This is a genomic window from Vibrio japonicus, from assembly GCF_024582835.1.
GTDB classification, from domain to species: Bacteria; Pseudomonadota; Gammaproteobacteria; order Enterobacterales; family Vibrionaceae; genus Vibrio; species Vibrio japonicus.
In genome coordinates, this window is record NZ_CP102096.1 from 1,027,291 (window position 1) to 1,045,137 (window position 17,847).

Genomic DNA, 17,847 nt, shown 5'->3' on the forward strand with positions numbered 1-17,847 from the left:
TCGCTTATTTTGTGTTTGTGACAGCCGCAGTTTAATCAGAACAATGCTGCTTAATGAGCGTCATTAACCTTTCTAGATATTCCAATGTCTCAGCTTCTGGTGCAAAACCAATATTGATTCGTAGGCAATCGCGGTATCGCTCTGACTCAGTAAACCACGGTCCAATACGAATATCCGGATTCTCCTATTCCTCCGAAAGACTTAACTCACTGACATCTTTAGAGAAAATGTTGCATTAAAACCGCTAGGGTGAGCGTTCAAGGTCTGTTAATCTTCATCTATGTCGTAGGCAAAGCCACTTATGCCAGCGGCAATAACACTTTCCCTAAATGTGGCGTTATTTTTAAGGAGTAAAAATGCCTCATTGTATTATCGAACACTCATCCTCTCTCAATGCGAGTGAACTCAATCAAGTTGTATTTCAGGGCGCTTTAGAGTCTCAATTATTCGAAGCAGATGGTCGCGATATTAAAGTTCGCAGCATCGCGTATGACCATTTCCAAACGGGTACCGAGCGACAAGATTTTATCCATGTGACGCTGCGTATTCTTTCAGGTCGCAGTGATGACGCCAAACTCAAACTGTCACAATCTGTGCTGGCAAAGCTGGAATCGCTCGCATTAACGGATGTATCTCTAACCGTCGAAGTTGTGGATATGGACCGAGACAGTTACTCGAAGCGTGTTGTGTCAGGAGACTAATATTCACAAAACCCTTTTATCCTCACAATCACAATATTTTTCTTTCTTATCCGTTTAAGTTCATCAATTATCCGCCGCCCGGAGCTTTAACTCTATACTCACGTTGGATTGAACTCTGTCCGTGAGTTGATGAGAATTGATTGACGTAAACCACTGATAAATTAAGCTAATAGCTCAATGTGAAAAATTTAACAGCTTGAGCAGTTCTGGTTCATGATTAGATTTGATAAATAAGGTCACACTATGAAAGAGTTTTTGATTACAAGTTGGCTATTCAGCACCGCTCAGGCTGAGAAATATGAGCCGAGTTCTGATTCAATTGTTCCTTCTGTTTGGTATCACTGTCAGCGTGACGCGCTTGGTCTAAGGGAATGGTTGGTCGGAAATGGCATTTCAAATGCTATTGTTGATTCGCTACTTGCAGACGATACGCGCCCTAGGTTTGAGCAATATTCTGAGGACTGTTTCTTAATCATTCTCCGAGGTATGAACTTTAACGAAGGCGCTGCACCCGATGATATGCTGAGTTTGCGTATTCTCTGGTACAAAGGCGCAGTCATTTCTACCAGAAAAGTACCATCACGTGCGGTCACATCGCTCGTAACTCAGCTGGAGGAGGGGCAGGGGCCAAAAACGCTTCAGGAACTGATTCTTGGTATGGTCAACCGGATCAACCGCAATATTTCAGACTTCTTGGATCCGGTTGAAGAGCTGCTAGACGAACTGAATGTGGAATCGAATACCGATCTGAAAAGTCTAAACGCGATCCATACTCGTTTATTGAGATTAAGGCGTTATCTCAAACCGCAAAAGTATGTATTAGAAGATTTACTGGCTAGTCACCCATCCGTGCTGTCTAAGCAGCAGAATGAATTAAAGAACTGTTTGGATATGATGGCTAGGATCAATGAATCGGTCGAGTTTTACATTGAACAAATCGGTGTTTATCTCATGAACGTCAATCAGCAAAACGCAGAGAAGATGAATAGAAACACCTATCTGTTTTCTGTGATTGCTGGGGTCTTTTTACCTGCTGGTTTTTTCACCGGATTGCTTGGGGTGAACATTGCAGGTATTCCAGGGACAGAAAATCCGATTGCATTTACTCTTTTCTGCGTAGCCTTGTTGGCTATTGTCGCCTTGGAAGTGGTCATACTTAAGAAGTTGAGGTTTATCTAGTGATTGAATTTATCCAAAGCAATGTGTTGATTAAGCAGGCAGCACTTGGCATTGCATTAATCATTGTCTATTTGGTGGTTAAGCGATTGGGACAACGGTGGATTGAATCGTTGGCGGAAAGCAAAAACGTTTCCGTAAATCGTACTCAGTTTGTTGTTAAGGCGTTTAATGTCGCTGTTTTTGGACTGTTTATCGCTTTCTTTTTGATCATTCTAGATGTCGGCTTTGGCGATGTGTCGGTGTTTTTATCTTCTATATTTGCGGTGTTGGGTGTTGCATTATTCGCTCAGTGGTCGATTTTAAGCAACTTGACAGCAAGTGTATTGATTTTCTTTGTGTTTCCATACCGAATAGGGGATAGGGTAAAAGTGGCAGATAAGGATGAAGACATCAGCGGCATCATTATTGATATAACAATGTTCCATGTCATTCTTCGCCATTCAAATGGAAATATCATTACTTACCCTAACAACCTGATTTTACAAAAAGGGGTAACAAAATTGCTAACCTTGCCAGATGTTCCTGCCATTTCTAACGAAAAGTAGTGCTCTGGAAACGTAAATTGCTGAAGCGATATTAGGTGCGATATGAAAAGTTTTAATATAGAAGATGCAAGCCAGATATTTGTCGGAGCGTTTGCTTTGGCAGTGCCTATCTCTTTTTCTGAAGAAGCCTGGAAGCTGGGGGAAACACTGCCCAGCCAGAATCTCGCTTTATTGTTCACCTTATCTATTGTTTTCTTAGGGCTATATACCTACGAGAGTGTATTCCAGAAGAATATTCAATCTCGGAAGTTTGTGTTCATCTTCAGGATTATTGTTGCCTACCTCATGACGGCATTGGTCGTGGCTCTAGTTTTGTTTTGTCTCGACAAGTTGCCCGTTATCTCAGATCCATTAGTTGCGTTTAAACGCATCATCGTTATATCCATGCCAGCTTCAATGGGTGCGATTGTTGTGGATAGCTTTGATAAAGAATGACGACCTCTTGGTTGAAGTGGGTCGCAATTTTACATTTCTTGATGGTTACCCTAAAACTCCCCAAAGTCCCTCTAATAATGCAATCTTATACCTACTCGACGCGTAGAATATCCCAAATCTAGGCTGATTCCGTAGTGTGATACAAGCAGTGATAGCGTTCACACTTCAAGAGGTCTAATCAGGTGAATGTTGCAAAATGTTAGGTGGTTTGCATATTTAATGTTAATTTTTCTGCACAATACTTAGCATAAGATGCTAGATTACGGCTTCTTATTAGATGAAGTGACATTTAAGGTTGCTTGGTTTGAGTCGATTATTCGATCATTCTGACTGAACTAAGGCTAAGTAGTATTTTCCCCTGAAATTTTGACCTGAATGGGGAATTATGCGATTTATCACTACATTTTTATGGCAAATTACTTTGATGGTTGGTAATGTGTGCCGCGATCTTTGTATGTCTTTAGATTTTTTGTGCTCGATTGTTGCTCTAAAAAACTCTAAATCACTGGCCGTTCTAGTGAGCATACAAGGAAGTCATGGATGCAAATGAAAAACTTGGAGTTTACGCATGTATAAAAACAAAATCACTCAAGCCCTTCTTCTAGGTGCTGGTTTCGCAATGGCCTCAACCGCAGCTCTAGCAGCAAACGTTCCAGCAGGAACTGAGCTAGCAGCAACACAAGAAATTGTTCGTGGTAATGGTACTGAAGTTGCAACAATCGACCCGCACAAATCTCAAGGTGTTCCAGAGTCTCACGTTATTCGTGATCTTCTTGAAGGCTTGGTGAACCAAGATGCGGATGGTAACACTACCCCAGGTGTTGCTGAGTCTTGGGAAACAGCAGACAACAAAACATTCACTTTCCACCTACGTAAAGACGCAAAATGGTCTAACGGCGACCCTGTAACAGCAGGCGACTTCGTATACAGTTTCCAACGTGCAGTTGATCCTGCAACCGCTTCTCCATACGCTTGGTACATGGAATACACCAAGATGAAGAATGCTAAAGACATCGTCGCTGGTAAAAAGGACAAGAGCGAGCTAGGTGTTAAAGCAGTTGACGATCACACGCTAGTGGTTGAGCTAGACGCAGCGGTACCATACTTTGTTATGATGATGGGTCACACGACCGTTAAACCAGTTCATAAAGCAACCGTTGAAAAGTTCGGTGATAAGTGGACAAAACCTGAAAACTTCGTGGGTAACGGTGCGTACGTTGTAGACAAGTGGGTAGTGAACGAGCGTCTAGTTCTTAAGCGTAACGAACAATATTGGGACAACGAAAACACCACTCTAAACAAGGTTACGTTCCTACCGATCGAAAACCAAGTAGCTGAGATGAACCGTTTCCTATCGGGTGAAATTAACATCAGCTACGATGTTCCAGTTGAGCACTTCAAACGTCTGAAGAAAGAACACCCAGAATCACTGTCAGTAGTGGGTAACTTATGTACTTACTACTACATCTTTAACACTAAGAAAGCCCCATTCGATGATGTGCGCGTACGTAAAGCGATCTCTTACGCGATTGACCGCAACATCGTTAGTGATGCGATCATGGGACAAGGTCAAAAACCAGCTTACTTCTTGACACCTGAGATCACGTCTGGCTTCAACCCAGTCATGCCAGAATACGGTCAAATGACGCAGAAAGAGCGTGACGAGGAAGCGGCGCGTCTTCTAGCTGAAGCGGGTTACGGCAAAGACAATCCACTGAAATTTAACCTTCTTTACAATACATCTGAAAACCACAAGAAAGTGGCGGTTGCTTTAGGTTCAATGTGGAAGAAAACTCTAGGTCTAGATGTAACGCTAGAAAACCAAGAGTGGAAGACTTACTTATCTTCGAAAGACTCAGGTGACTTCGAGGTAGCGCGCGCAGGTTGGTGTGGTGACTATAACGAAGCGTCTTCATTCCTAACTCTAATGAAGAGCAACAACACCACTGGCGGTATCCACTACGATAGCAAAGCTTACGATGAGATCATCGACAAAGCGCTGAGCTCTACTTCTGAAGAAGAACGTAACGCTCTTTACCTAGAAGCAGAAGCGCTAATGGCTAAAGATATGCCTATCGCACCTATCTACCAGTACGTGAAATCACGTCTACTGTCTCCGAAAGTGGGTGGCTTCCCAGCTAACAACCCAGAAGAGAAGATTTACTCTAAAGATCTATACATCATTAAGTAACGCTTAACCCGATAGAACTATAAAATTTAGGCTCTGCATGTGAGAAATTGCATGTAGCGCCTACCTACAATCTAAAATTGAATTTGGATTGATTTTTTTAATTACATTGTCACAGACTGGAAGAGTGAGTTTATGCTTAAATTCATCGCGAAAAGGATATTTGAGGCGATCCCAACAATGTTGGTTTTGATCACTATATCTTTCTTTCTTATGCGCTTTGCGCCAGGTAACCCATTTTCTACCGAGCGACCATTACCTCCAGAAGTAATGGCCAATATCGAAGCAAAATATGGTTTGGATAAGCCTGTATTTGAACAGTACACCACTTATCTAACAAACGTTATTCAAGGCGACTTCGGTCCTTCCTTTAAGTACCTTGATTATTCAGTAAATGAACTAATTTCTGTCGCACTACCAGTTTCAGCGAAAGTCGGTTTCATCGCCTTTCTTTTCACTCTCGTGATGGGTGTGACTGTCGGTACCATTGCCGCATTGAAGCAGAACACTTGGGTAGACTACACCATAATGTCCACAGCCATGTTGGGTGTTGTTATGCCATCGTTTGTTTTGGCACCTGCACTGATTTATCTATTTTCTCTCCATTGGAATATCTTCCCAGCAGGTGGATGGCATGATGGCAGTGCGAAATATCTCGTTCTTCCAGTTATCGGTATGTCATTGCTGTACGTTGCGACGTTTGCTCGTATCACTCGTGGCTCGATGATTGAAACGTTGAACAGTAACTTTATCCGTACTGCTCGTGCGAAAGGTCTAAGTTACCGCTACATCATCATCAAACATGCACTAAAACCAGCACTTCTACCTGTTGTTTCTTACATGGGTCCTGCATTCGTAGGTATCATCACAGGTTCAGTTGTTATCGAAACCATCTTTGGTTTACCTGGTATCGGTAAGTTATTCGTTAACGCAGCATTCAACCGTGATTACTCGTTAGTAATGGGTGTAACCATTCTGATTGGTTTCCTATTCATTCTATTCAACGCGATTGTAGATATTCTACTTGCAATGATTGACCCGAAAATTCGCTACTAACAGGGACATTTGGTTATGTTAACGAAAAAAGAAAACCTAGAAGCGATTGAAAAATTCTCTGAAAATTTAGAGATCGAAGGTCGCAGTCTATGGCAAGACGCTCGAATCCGCTTTATGCGCAACAAAGCGGCAATGGTGAGCCTATTTATCCTACTTATCATGACGTTGGCAGTTATTGTATTGCCGATGCTTGCTCCATATACATTTGATGATACTGACTGGTACGCAATGCACGTTGGCCCAAACGCTGACCACTGGTTTGGTACAGACAGTTTAGGCCGAGACCTGTACGTACGTACTTTGATTGGTGGCCGTATCTCGCTAATGGTTGGCGTGATGGGCGCATTCGTAGCGGTACTGATTGGTACGCTTTACGGCGCGGCATCTGGCTTCATTGGGGGTAGAGTTGACCGCATTATGATGCGTATCCTAGAGATCCTTTACGCTGTACCATTTATGTTCCTCGTTATCGTACTAGTCACATTCTTCGGTCGTAACATCATTCTTATCTTCGTTGCTATCGGTGCGATTGCTTGGCTAGACATGGCGCGTATCGTACGTGGTCAAACACTGAGCTTACGCAGCAAAGAATTTATCGAAGCAGCACACGTTTGTGGTGTAAGTAAATGGAAAATCATCACTCGCCATATCGTGCCAAACGTATTGGGTATCGTAGCGGTTTACTCGACGCTTCTAATCCCAAGCATGATTTTGACTGAATCATTCCTATCATTCCTTGGTCTTGGTGTTCAGGAGCCAATGACAAGTTGGGGCGCACTTCTACAAGAAGGTGCACAGACAATGGAAGTAGCAATCTGGCAACTAGCATTCCCTGCTGTATTCATGGTTGTGACTCTGTTCTGCTTCAACTACGTTGGTGACGGTCTGCGCGATGCGCTGGATCCAAAAGACAGATAATTAAAAGATAAGATTAAGGAAACTATGATGAGTTTATTAGATGTCAAAGATCTGCGCGTCGAATTTACCACACAAGATGGTATCGTAACCGCAGTAAACGATTTGAACTTCTCTCTGAATCAAGGTGAAACCCTAGGTATCGTAGGTGAGTCAGGTTCAGGTAAATCCCAGACAGTATTCGCAATCATGGGTCTACTGGCTAAAAACGGCATTATCTCAGGTAGTGCCAAATTCGAAGGTAAAGAAATCCTAAACCTTCCAGAAAAAGAGCTGAACAAGGTTCGTGCTGAACAGATCGCCATGATCTTCCAAGATCCGATGACATCGCTTAACCCTTACATGAAAGTTAGTGATCAGCTGATGGAAGTTCTGATGCTGCACAAAGGCATGGGCAAAGCGGAAGCATTCGAAGAATCTGTTCGTATGCTAGAAGCGGTGAAAATTCCTGAAGCTCGTAAGCGTATCACCATGTACCCGCACGAGTTTTCAGGCGGTATGCGTCAGCGTGTAATGATTGCGATGGCATTACTATGTCGTCCAAAGCTGTTGATTGCCGATGAGCCGACAACGGCACTGGACGTAACCGTTCAGGCGCAGATTATGGATCTGCTTAACGAGCTAAAAGACGAGTTCAATACCGCCATCATCATGATTACGCACGATCTTGGTGTTGTTGCAGGTTCATGTGACAAAGTATTGGTAATGTACGCAGGTCGTACAATGGAATACGGTACAGTAGATGAAATCTTCTACAACCCAAGCCACCCATACGCGGAAGGCCTATTAAAAGCGATCCCTCGCCTTGATACAGAAGGTGAGATCCTGCCAACCATTCCAGGCAACCCGCCTAACTTACTTCGCCTACCACCTGGCTGCCCTTACCAAGAGCGTTGCCATCGTGTGATGGACCGTTGTAAGCGTGAGGCACCGATCCTGACTCCATTCGGTGATGGCCGTCAGCGTGCATGTTTTTCTGATTGGGAGGCTTGGAAGAAATGAGTATCGATAAAAACCTAATTCTGGATGTGAAAAATCTTAAAGTTCACTTTAGCATAGCAGCAAAGTCTGCATGGCCTTGGTCTAAGCCTTCGAACCTAAAAGCGGTTGATGGTGTCAACGTTCGCTTGTACGAAGGGGAAACGCTTGGTGTAGTAGGCGAGTCAGGCTGTGGTAAATCGACGTTTGCACGTGCGATTATTGGTCTAGTTGAAGCGACGGAAGGTGAAGTCGTGTGGTTGGGTCAAGACCTGACTAAAATGCAAGAAGTGAAGCGTCGTGAAACGCGTAAAGAAATTCAGATGATTTTCCAAGATCCTCTGGCGTCTCTTAACCCGCGTATGACCGTCGGTGATATCATCGCAGAGCCATTGGAAACGTTCTACCCAGAACTGTCTAAGCAAGAAGTAAAAGACCGAGTTAAAGAGATGATGGCGAAGGTAGGTCTGCTACCAAACGTGATCAACCGTTATCCGCACGAGTTCTCTGGTGGTCAGTGTCAGCGTATCGGTATTGCACGTGCACTTATCTTGAAGCCAAAAATGATCATCTGTGATGAACCAGTATCGGCACTGGATGTATCGATTCAGGCTCAGGTTGTAAACTTGCTGAAAGAGCTGCAAAAAGAGCTAAGGCTTTCTTTGGTATTCATCGCGCATGACTTGTCGGTAGTGAAGCACATCTCTGACCGCGTATTGGTGATGTACCTAGGTAACGCGGTAGAACTTGGTGAATCAGATGCACTGTTCGCTGATCCTAAGCACCCATACACACGCGCACTGATGTCTGCGGTTCCGATTCCGGACCCTAATATTGAGCGCAATAAGAAAATCCAAATGTTGGAAGGTGACTTACCTTCTCCAATTAGCCCGCCATCTGGTTGTGTATTCCGTACTCGATGCCCGCAAGCGACAGAAGAGTGCTCGAAGATCAAACCTACGATTAAAGGTACCGATATTCACGCTGTATCGTGTATACATGTTGAAGTTTAAACCATTCAGCCTGTGACGGCTTAAGCGCGGCATCTTTCGGGAGTCGCGCTTTTTTTGTACTCCTTCAAAATATTTGAACATCTAAGCCAACAGATTTGGGTTATGAGATGAATGGCATTTTTTATACTAGAGCAATAACGCAATAGAGTAGGAGAGCGGCATGGGTAAGCTAGTTGACGGCATTTGGCATGATGTGTGGTATGACACTAAGTCAAGTGGAGGCAAATTTGTACGTGAAGACGCTGGTTTTCGCGACTGGATAAAAAAAGAACCAGATGCAAAGTTTCAGCCAGAATCGGGTCGCTATCATTTGTATGTGTCGTTAGCTTGTCCATGGGCACATCGTACTCTTATTTTTCGTACACTTAAGAACTTAGAGAACCACATAGATGTGACCGTAGTGTGCCCTGACATGCTGAAAGAAGGCTGGCAAATGGGGCTCCCTGAACCACTGTTCGGTTATAAGCGTTTGCATCAAATATACACACACGCCAAACCTGACTATACAGGGAGGGTGACCGTTCCCGTCCTCTGGGACAAAAAGTACAACACGATAGTCAGTAATGAGTCGTCTGAAATTATTCGGATGTTCAACTCTGAGTTTAATCACATCACTGGAAATACCAACGATTATTATCCGGAAGAGTTGCAAGGCTTGATTGAAGAGTGGAACCATTTTGTCTATTCAAACATCAATAACGGTGTTTATCGCTGTGGTTTTGCGACGACGCAAGACGCTTACGAAGAGGCCTTTGAAGACCTGTTTTCAGCTTTAGATAAGCTAGACAGTCACTTAGCAACCAGCCGCTACCTTGCCGGAGATGTACTGACAGAGGCAGATTGGCGATTGTTCACGACGTTGATTCGTTTTGATGCGGTGTATGTAGGGCATTTCAAATGCAATAAAAAGCGAATCCAAGACTATCCTAACTTGCAAGGTTACCTCAAAGAGTTGTACCAAGTGGAAGGCATCAAGAAAACCACGGATTTTTATCACATCAAGCGTCACTACTATTACAGCCATACGGGAATCAATCCGACGCAAGTGGTCCCAGCGGGGCCTGATCTAGATTTGGACACTCCGCATGGCAGAGAGGGCGTTTAAAAATATCCTAAGCTCGGTTTAACTTGGGCTACCCCGTAATTCTCCTGATTGGAACGATTGTACAACCTGACTCACAGATTAATCCTTGAAAGCTCCTAAACTGATGATTAGAGGGTAGTTATCTCGATTAGGAGCAATATGGATATCAGTGAATTTGTAGGTGGTGACAACCATATTTGGAACTTGTTTGTCTCTTTGTTACTTGGGGCGATCATTGGCACCCAACGTGGCTGGGTATTGAGGCATAGCATAGAAGGAAGCCGTGTTGCCGGGATCCGTACTTTTTCGTTAGTCAGCTTACTTGGTGGCCTGACGGCCATTCTTGCTCATATTTACACTCCTTTATTGATAGGCTTTGCGTTGGTTGCTCTTATCATGCTGGCTGGGATCGCGTATATCATTCAGCAAAGAAGAAATACAAGCATAAGCATTACCGGTGTAGTAAGCCTGCTGATTACGTTTGTGATTGGCTGTTTGGCGTTATCCGGGCAGGCTGTGCTCGCCGCTTCAGCCGCTGTAATCACTGCTCTAGTATTGGATAATAAAAGAGAGCTGCATGACGCCCTGCAAAAACTTCAAGAGTACGAGCTGGATGCGGCGCTGCGATTGCTATTGATCTCGATTGTCTTCTTGCCACTGCTACCTAATCAGTCTTATGGGCCTTGGAAAGCTCTGAACCCATACCAGATTTGGTGGATGGTAGTGCTTATCGCCAGCATCTCTTTTATAGGCTATTTTGCTATCAAAATAGGTGGTGCGAAGCGGGGTGTATTGTTTACGTCTGTCTTCGCGGGGTTGAGCTCTTCAACAGCATTGACGTTACAATTCTCTCAGCTATCTAAAGAACAGCCTAATATTAGCTCATTGCTGGCAAGCGGCATTTTGCTAAGTTGTGGCACTATGTTTCCGCGTCTTGTGGTGATTTTGGCGGTATTAAATCCAGCGTTGGTTCAGTCATTATGGCCCGTGATGATGGCGATGATGGCGACGATGTACTTGTTTGCATGGTGGATCTGGCGTGAAAGCGATGGTGAAAACATAGAACAGACCAACAACCAGAATAACCCATTGGCACTGAGATCCGCTGTCTTTTTTGGGGTGCTACTGGCGATTATTATGTTGTTGTCTCACGCGTTGTCTAATTGGTTTGGTGATACCGGTACGTTAGTGTTAGCTGCGGTCTCTGGCATTACGGATGTGGATGCGATTTCGTTGGCGCTGGGCAGGCAAAGTACATTAACACTCTCTATTTCAACGGCTGTACTGGGGATATTGATGGCGTCTTCGGTCAATACTTTAGTGAAAATGGGGATGGTGATTGTTATCGGTGATAAGGCTTTAGCACGCAAGTTATCACCCGCGATGCTGATGACCGTGCTCATTGGAGCTGCGGTATTTGTGTTGGTTGAATAGAAAAAGCCCTCGATGATTCGAGGGCTTCAATACTTAAATCAGATTCGGAGAAGAATTACTTCTGCTCTTGGTCTGCTTGAATCGCGGTTAGTGCGATTGTGTACACGATGTCGTCGACTAGTGCACCACGAGACAGATCGTTAACTGGCTTGCGCATGCCTTGCAGCATTGGACCGATAGATACTAGATCAGCTGAACGTTGTACTGCTTTGTAAGTCGTGTTACCAGTGTTTAGGTCTGGGAATACGAATACTGTCGCTTTACCTGCTACTGGAGAGTTTGGCGCTTTAGACGCAGCAACGTTTTCCATGATAGCAGCGTCGTACTGTAGAGGACCGTCAATGATCAGATCAGGACGTTTCTCTTGAGCCAGTTTTGTTGCTTCACGTACTTTATCAACGTCTGCACCCTTACCAGATTCACCAGTAGAGTAAGAGATCATTGCAACGCGTGGTTCGATACCAAATGCCGCTGCAGAGTCAGCAGATTGGATAGCGATTTCAGCCAGCTGTTCAGCCGTTGGGTCTGGGTTGATTGCACAGTCACCGTAAACCAGTACTTGATCAGGCAGAAGCATGAAGAATACTGAGGATACGATAGACGCGTTTGGTGCAGTCTTAATGATTTGGAACGGAGGAACGATAGTGTTCGCAGTCGTATGAACCGCACCAGAAACTAGGCCGTCCACTTCGTTGTTCTCAAGCATCATTGTGCCAAGGAATACAGAATCTTGTAGTTTCTCGCGAGCCACAACCTCAGTCATGCCTTTCGCACCACGTAGCTCAACAAGACGAGCAACGTAGTTTTCGCGTACAGAATCTGCATCGATGATCGTAACACCTGCACCTAGCTCAACGCCTTGTTGCGCTGCTACACGTTTGATTTCTTTAGGGTTACCTAGAAGCACACATTCTGCAATGCCGCGCTCAGCACAAATTGCTGCCGCTTTCACTGTACGTGGCTCGTCACCTTCAGGAAGAACGATACGTTTGCCCGCTTTACGCGCGTATTCAGTTAGCTGGTAACGGAATGCTGGTGGGCTTAGACGACGAGACTTCTGAGTCCCCTCTGTCATAGACTCGATCCAGTTACCGTCGATGTGGCTTGCTACGTGCTCGTTGATAAACTCGATACGCTCTTTGTCGTCTGCAGGCACTTCTAGGCTGAAGCTTTGTAGGTTCAAAGACGTCTGCCAAGTGTTACCGTGTGCTTTGAAGATTGGCAGGCCAGTATCAAAGGCTGGCTTACAAAGACCCACGATCTCTTCTGGCATGTCGTAGCCGCCAGTTAGAAGTACAGCACCGATGTCAACGCCGTTCATTGCCGCAAGAGAAGCTGCAACGATTACGTCTGGGCGGTCTGCTGACGTTACTAGTAGTGAGCCTGGTTTGAAATGTTCGATCATGTGAGGCAGAGAACGTGCACAGAACGTGATGCTCTTGATACGACGTGTCTTAATATCGCCTTCGTTGATCACTTCAGCTTTCAGGTGCTTCGCCATGTCTACTGCACGAGTAGCAATTAGGTCGATGCTCCAAGGCACACAGCCAAGTACACGAATTGGAGAAGTGTTGAAGATTTCCATCACTTTCATTTCGTTTTGCTTCGCGCTGTCTGCATCATCGAAGATTTCAGATAGGTCAGGGCGAGTACGACCTGCTTCATCCACTGGTGCGTTCAGTTTGTTGATGATGACGCCAGAGATGTTTTTGTTCTTAGTGCCACCGAAGTTAGAACATGCCACTTCGATACGCTCTTTAAGCTGTGCCGGGTTATCAGTACCAGGAGTCGCAACAAGAACGATTTCAGCACCCAGAGTCGCTGCAATTTCAGCGTTCACTTGGTTTGCAAATGGATGCTTACGAGTAGGTACAAGACCTTCAATTAGCGTTACGTCAGCATCTTTGTTGATTTGGTTGTAGCGCTCTACTACTGTTTCCAGTAGTTCGTCCATGTTGTCGTTACCGATTAGAGAATCAGCAACTGACATAGGCATCGGTTCGCCAATCTTGATATCGCTGTTAACACCGATCACTGTTGAAGTCAGATCAGGTTGTTCATTGCCAGTACGCGGCTGAGAGATAGGCTTGTAGAAAGAAACGTTAACGCCTTTGCGCTCCATTGCGCGAACAACACCCATGCTTACGCTAGTAAGACCAACACCAGCACTTGCAGGGATAAGCATAATAGTACGAGACATTCGTAGAATACCTTTAGCTATTGGGAGAAAAGCTCAACTGCGTATTCCTTGGATTGGAATAGGAGTTAAGCCCCAGTAAGAACACCGGCTGGCACTAGGCCAACCGGTTGAGTCAATTAAAGCGCTGCTAGACGAGCAGTGTCTTCAGCAATAACTAGCTCTTCGTTTGTAGAGATAACCATTGCAGGGATGCGGCTATCTGCAGTTGTGATAGTGCCTTCGCCGCCGAAACGTGCTTTAAGGTTCGCTTCACCATCAACTTCGATACCGAATACGCCAAGACGGTTTAGAACCATTTCACGGATTGGGCCTGAGTTCTCACCGATACCACCAGTGAATACGATCGCGTCTAGACGACCTTCTAGAGTTGCAGTGTAACCCGCTACGTACTTAGCTAGACGGTGACAGAATACGTCCATCGCGCGAGTTGCTTCTTCTTTTTGGCCGTAGTTGTCTTCAACGAAACGACAGTCAGAAGTCACTTCAGTCAGACCTTGTAGACCAGACTCTTTAGTTAGCATCGTGTTGATTTGATCAACAGAGTAACCTAGCGCGTCGTGTAGGTGGAAGATGATCGCAGGATCGATGTCACCACAACGAGTACCCATTACTAGACCTTCAAGTGGAGTTAGACCCATAGAAGTATCTACAGATTTACCGTTCTTGATTGCACATACAGATGCACCGTTACCTAGGTGGCAGTTGATGATGTTTAGTTCATCAGCAGGCTTACCTAGACGCTCAGCTGCTTCGCGAGCGATGAATAGGTGAGAAGTACCGTGCATACCGTAACGACGGATGCCGTTCTCTTTGTATAGTTTGTATGGAAGTGCGTATAGGTACGCTTCTTCTGGCATTGTTTGGTGGAATGCAGTGTCGAATACTGCAGACATTGGTAGGCCAGGGAATGCTTTTTGAGCTGCTTTGATACCGATGATCGCTGCTGGGTTGTGAAGAGGTGCTAGAGTTGCACAGTCTTCGATACCTTGTAGTACCTCGTCAGTGATAAGCACTGATTGAGTGAATTTCTCGCCGCCGTGTACAACGCGGTGACCAACAGCTTTTAGCTGCTCTGCAAGTTCTGGCTTAGAAGCAAGAATAGTTTCAACGATGAAAGATAGAGCTTCATCGTGTGCAGCGCCTTCGCCTAATTGTGCTTCGTGCTTGCCATCAAGTTTCCACTTGATACGTGCTTCAGGAAGGTGAAGACATTCAGCAAGACCTGTTAGGTGCTCGTCGCCATTTGCTGCATCAACAATAGCGAACTTAAGAGAAGAACTACCGCAGTTTAAAACTAAAACTAGCTTAGACATGAGTGACTACCTGTTATTCGTCTGATTGAAATCAATCAGTAAGGATGAAAATTAATCACAAGAATAGTCGATGCTGAAAATAGCGCGTACTAATCTTGGTCAAAAAAACTTCTAATTCCGTCTAATTATGACCGTGGTGATTCCAAATCACCGCGTTTGCATCCTTGCAGATAGGTCTCAATAGTTGCTTATCTGCTAAATAACAGCAACAATGAGAGAGTAGGTCTGCAAAGGATAACGATAAGCGCCAATGATAACAAAAAATTTTTGAAAGAATATTAACTTTTATCATTTTTTTATGTTTTTAGTTTAATCTTTCAATTTTATTTTAGTTGCAGCCCGAAGTTATAGAGTGAGAGTTGTATGAGTAACAAAGTCGGATTAGTTCATAGCCTACGCAATGGGCAGAAGTACATGGATACTTGGCCAATGCGAAAGGAGCTCAACTTACTGTTTCCAGAGCAACGTATTATTAAAGCGACTCGCTTTGGGATTAAAGTCATGCCCGCCATTGCCGCAATCAGTGTGTTGACTCAAATGGTGTTCAATAACTACCAGTCAATGCCGCAGACGGTCATCATTGCTTTGTTTGCGATCAGCATGCCTATTCAAGGAATGTGGTGGTTGGGGAACCGAGCGAATACCCAGTTACCGCCCTCATTGGCGGGATGGTATCGAGAGCTTCACCAAAAAATTGTTGAGAGCGGATTCGCGCTAGAGCCTATGAAATCACGCCCTAGGTATAAAGAGTTAGCGCAAATTTTAAATCGAGCTTTCAGGCAATTAGACAAAGCATCACTGGAACGCTGGTTTTAGTCAGTAGGGAACACCTAACAGAAAACGTTCCAGTACAGAAAAAATAGACAAGCACTCACAAAAGTTGAGCGCCTGCTTGCGTCTAAACTTAGCTGAACATAGAAATCGCTTTTACTGGGTCGACATATTCTAAGTTGAACCCTTCGGCAACTTCTTTACACGTCACTTTCCCATGAATCACGTTCAGGCCTTCTAGCAAACCTTTGTCTTCTAGGAGCGCGTCACGGTAGCCCTTATTGGCGAGTTTAACGATATAAGGTAGCGTCGCGTTGTTTAGAGCGAAAGTCGATGTGCGGGCAACAGCCCCGGGCATATTCGCCACACAGTAATGTACAACATCATCAACAATATAGGTTGGATCCGCGTGCGTTGTTGCGTGAGACGTTTCAAAACAACCACCTTGGTCTATGGCAACATCCACCACCGCTGCCCCTGGTTTCATTCTAGAGACGTGCTCTTTGGTGACGAGTTTAGGAGCGGCAGCGCCAGGGATTAAAACTGCACCGATGACTAAGTCTGCTTCGAGAACGTGTTTTTCTATTGCGTCGTCAGTAGAGTAAACGATTTTTGCATGACCCTGGAATTCTTCATCCAAACGGCGTAATGTGTCAACGTTGCGGTCAAGTATCGTCACATCGGCGCGAAGGCCAATCGCCATACGCGCTGCATTTGCGCCAACAACACCGCCTCCAATGATGACGACTTTCGCGGGTGCAACGCCGGGAACACCTCCTAGGAGCAAACCACAACCTCCTCGAGACTTCTCTAAAGTTTGTGCACCTGCTTGAATAGACATGCGACCGGCAACCTCAGACATTGGTGCTAGCAGTGGTAAGCGGCCCATATTATCTGTTACAGTTTCATATGCTATACAGACAGCTTTGCTCTTGATTAGCTCTTCAGTTTGTGGAAAATCTGGAGCTAGGTGCAAATAGGTAAATAAAATTTGCCCCTCGCGAAGCATAGCTCGCTCGATTGATTGAGGTTCTTTTACCTTAACTATCATTTCTGCTGTGGCAAATACCTCAGCGGCAGTAGGAAGTATGGATGCGCCTACAGCGATGTAATCATCGTCTGAAAAACCGATGCCTGCACCAGCATTTGTTTCTACAAAAATTTGGTGGCCGTGAGATACGAGTTCTCGAACGCTGGCAGGGACCAAGCCTACACGGTATTCATGGTTCTTGATTTCCTTTGGTACGCCAATGATCATCCTGACTCCTTAGTTGTATGTGAGTTGAAAAATCAGTTCATAGTTGTAAAGGCTATCGAGTAGGGTATTGTTGGACGTATATCTAGTGTAGGTGTGATGTAATAAAATTTGATACTAAATATTAAAAAGTTGTAGTATATATTTTTGCAAGGAAGTAATAAGGTGGGATAATAAATGGCAGACAACAATAAGAAGCCGTCCAAGGATTTAGACCGTATCGATCGTAACATTCTCAATGAGTTACAGAAAGATGGTCGTATTTCGAATGTAGAATTATCTAAGCGTGTTGGACTATCTCCGACACCGTGTTTAGAGCGTGTACGCCGTTTGGATCGCCAAGGATATATTACAGGGTATACAGCGTTGCTGAACCCTCAATATCTGGATGCATCACTACTTGTATTCGTTGAAATTACATTAAATCGTGGTGCACCAGACGTATTTGAACAGTTTAATACTGCAGTTCAAAAACTCGACGATATTCAAGAGTGCCACCTAGTTTCAGGTGATTTTGATTACTTGTTGAAAACGCGCGTATCAGATATGAGTGCTTATCGTAAGTTACTTGGGGATACCTTACTGCGTTTACCTGGTGTGAATGACACCCGTACTTACGTAGTAATGGAAGAAGTGAAGCAAACTAACCAGTTAGTGATAAAGACACGTTAATTCACTTCAGTTTCGAATACCTTTCGATATTCTGACTTTATGTAATTGGGTTTTATGCCCTGATATGGTTAAATCGATAGTCCGAGTGGCAATGCCGCTCGGACTATT

General features: G+C 44.6%; 16 protein-coding genes. 13 read left to right on the plus strand and 3 right to left on the minus strand.

Annotated elements, in window-relative coordinates; all coding sequences use genetic code 11:
* Positions 1-356 precede the first annotated feature (356 nt).
* The 11 genes from NP165_RS05005 to NP165_RS05055 all read left to right on the plus strand — a co-directional run bounded on the left by NP165_RS05005 (position 357) and on the right by NP165_RS05055 (position 11,528).
* A complete protein-coding gene (locus NP165_RS05005; RefSeq protein WP_257085216.1) occupies positions 357-701 on the plus strand; it encodes a 5-carboxymethyl-2-hydroxymuconate Delta-isomerase in 345 nt (114 codons plus the stop codon).
* Between the two features lie 243 nt (positions 702-944).
* Positions 945-1,880, plus strand: coding sequence for a CorA family divalent cation transporter (locus NP165_RS05010; RefSeq protein WP_257085217.1), 936 nt, complete (start codon positions 945-947; stop codon positions 1,878-1,880).
* On the plus strand, positions 1,880-2,425 hold the full coding sequence (locus tag NP165_RS05015) for a mechanosensitive ion channel domain-containing protein (RefSeq protein ID WP_257085218.1): 546 nt from the start codon (positions 1,880-1,882) through the stop codon (positions 2,423-2,425). The genes NP165_RS05010 and NP165_RS05015 overlap by 1 nt, the downstream gene beginning before the upstream one ends.
* Before the next feature lie 42 nt (positions 2,426-2,467).
* Complete coding sequence (locus tag NP165_RS05020) at positions 2,468-2,860, plus strand: DUF2391 family protein (protein ID WP_257085219.1); 393 nt, start codon at positions 2,468-2,470, stop codon at positions 2,858-2,860.
* A gap of 568 nt (positions 2,861-3,428) precedes the next feature.
* Positions 3,429-5,051, plus strand: coding sequence for an ABC transporter substrate-binding protein (locus NP165_RS05025; protein WP_257085220.1), 1,623 nt, complete (start codon positions 3,429-3,431; stop codon positions 5,049-5,051).
* 132 nt (positions 5,052-5,183) lie between these two features.
* The gene (gene oppB, locus NP165_RS05030; RefSeq protein ID WP_257085221.1) at positions 5,184-6,104 is read left to right on the plus strand and encodes an oligopeptide ABC transporter permease OppB; all 921 of its coding nucleotides are present in this window, start codon (positions 5,184-5,186) and stop codon (positions 6,102-6,104) included.
* 15 nt (positions 6,105-6,119) lie between these two features.
* Positions 6,120-7,022 carry an oligopeptide ABC transporter permease OppC gene (oppC, locus tag NP165_RS05035; protein WP_257085222.1) on the plus strand — a complete coding sequence of 301 codons (903 nt, stop codon included), beginning with the start codon at positions 6,120-6,122 and terminating at the stop codon, positions 7,020-7,022.
* A gap of 27 nt (positions 7,023-7,049) precedes the next feature.
* Positions 7,050-8,021 carry an ABC transporter ATP-binding protein gene (locus NP165_RS05040; RefSeq protein WP_257085544.1) on the plus strand — a complete coding sequence of 324 codons (972 nt, stop codon included), beginning with the start codon at positions 7,050-7,052 and terminating at the stop codon, positions 8,019-8,021.
* Complete coding sequence (gene oppF, locus NP165_RS05045) at positions 8,018-9,010, plus strand: murein tripeptide/oligopeptide ABC transporter ATP binding protein OppF (protein ID WP_306439755.1); 993 nt, start codon at positions 8,018-8,020, stop codon at positions 9,008-9,010. The genes NP165_RS05040 and oppF overlap by 4 nt, the downstream gene beginning before the upstream one ends.
* Before the next feature lie 160 nt (positions 9,011-9,170).
* The gene (locus NP165_RS05050; protein WP_257085224.1) at positions 9,171-10,115 is read left to right on the plus strand and encodes a glutathione S-transferase family protein; all 945 of its coding nucleotides are present in this window, start codon (positions 9,171-9,173) and stop codon (positions 10,113-10,115) included.
* A gap of 138 nt (positions 10,116-10,253) precedes the next feature.
* Positions 10,254-11,528 (plus strand): MgtC/SapB family protein, encoded by a 1,275-nt coding sequence (locus tag NP165_RS05055; protein ID WP_257085225.1) that lies wholly within the window; start codon positions 10,254-10,256, stop codon positions 11,526-11,528.
* A 55-nt stretch (positions 11,529-11,583) separates the two neighbouring features.
* Here the strand turns inward: NP165_RS05055 and pta are convergent, their stop codons facing one another.
* Both pta and NP165_RS05065 read right to left on the minus strand, forming a co-directional pair.
* Positions 11,584-13,728: a phosphate acetyltransferase gene (gene pta / locus NP165_RS05060; protein ID WP_257085226.1), complete on the minus strand. Its 2,145-nt coding sequence runs from the start codon at positions 13,726-13,728 to the stop codon at positions 11,584-11,586.
* Between the two features lie 116 nt (positions 13,729-13,844).
* Complete coding sequence (locus tag NP165_RS05065) at positions 13,845-15,041, minus strand: acetate kinase (RefSeq protein WP_257085227.1); 1,197 nt, start codon at positions 15,039-15,041, stop codon at positions 13,845-13,847.
* Positions 15,042-15,404: 363 nt separating this feature from the next.
* On the opposite strand from NP165_RS05065, the gene yfbV reads away from it, so the two are divergent.
* Positions 15,405-15,857, plus strand: a complete 453-nt coding sequence (gene yfbV, locus NP165_RS05070) for a terminus macrodomain insulation protein YfbV (protein WP_257085228.1) — start codon at positions 15,405-15,407, stop codon at positions 15,855-15,857.
* Positions 15,858-15,945: 88 nt separating this feature from the next.
* On the opposite strand, the gene ald is transcribed toward yfbV, so the two are convergent.
* Positions 15,946-17,070, minus strand: coding sequence for an alanine dehydrogenase (gene ald / locus NP165_RS05075; protein WP_257085229.1), 1,125 nt, complete (start codon positions 17,068-17,070; stop codon positions 15,946-15,948).
* Positions 17,071-17,244: 174 nt separating this feature from the next.
* Here ald and lrp point away from each other — a divergent pair, with 174 nt between their 5' ends.
* Positions 17,245-17,739, plus strand: coding sequence for a leucine-responsive transcriptional regulator Lrp (gene lrp / locus NP165_RS05080; protein WP_257085230.1), 495 nt, complete (start codon positions 17,245-17,247; stop codon positions 17,737-17,739).
* Positions 17,740-17,847: the final 108 nt, after the last annotated feature.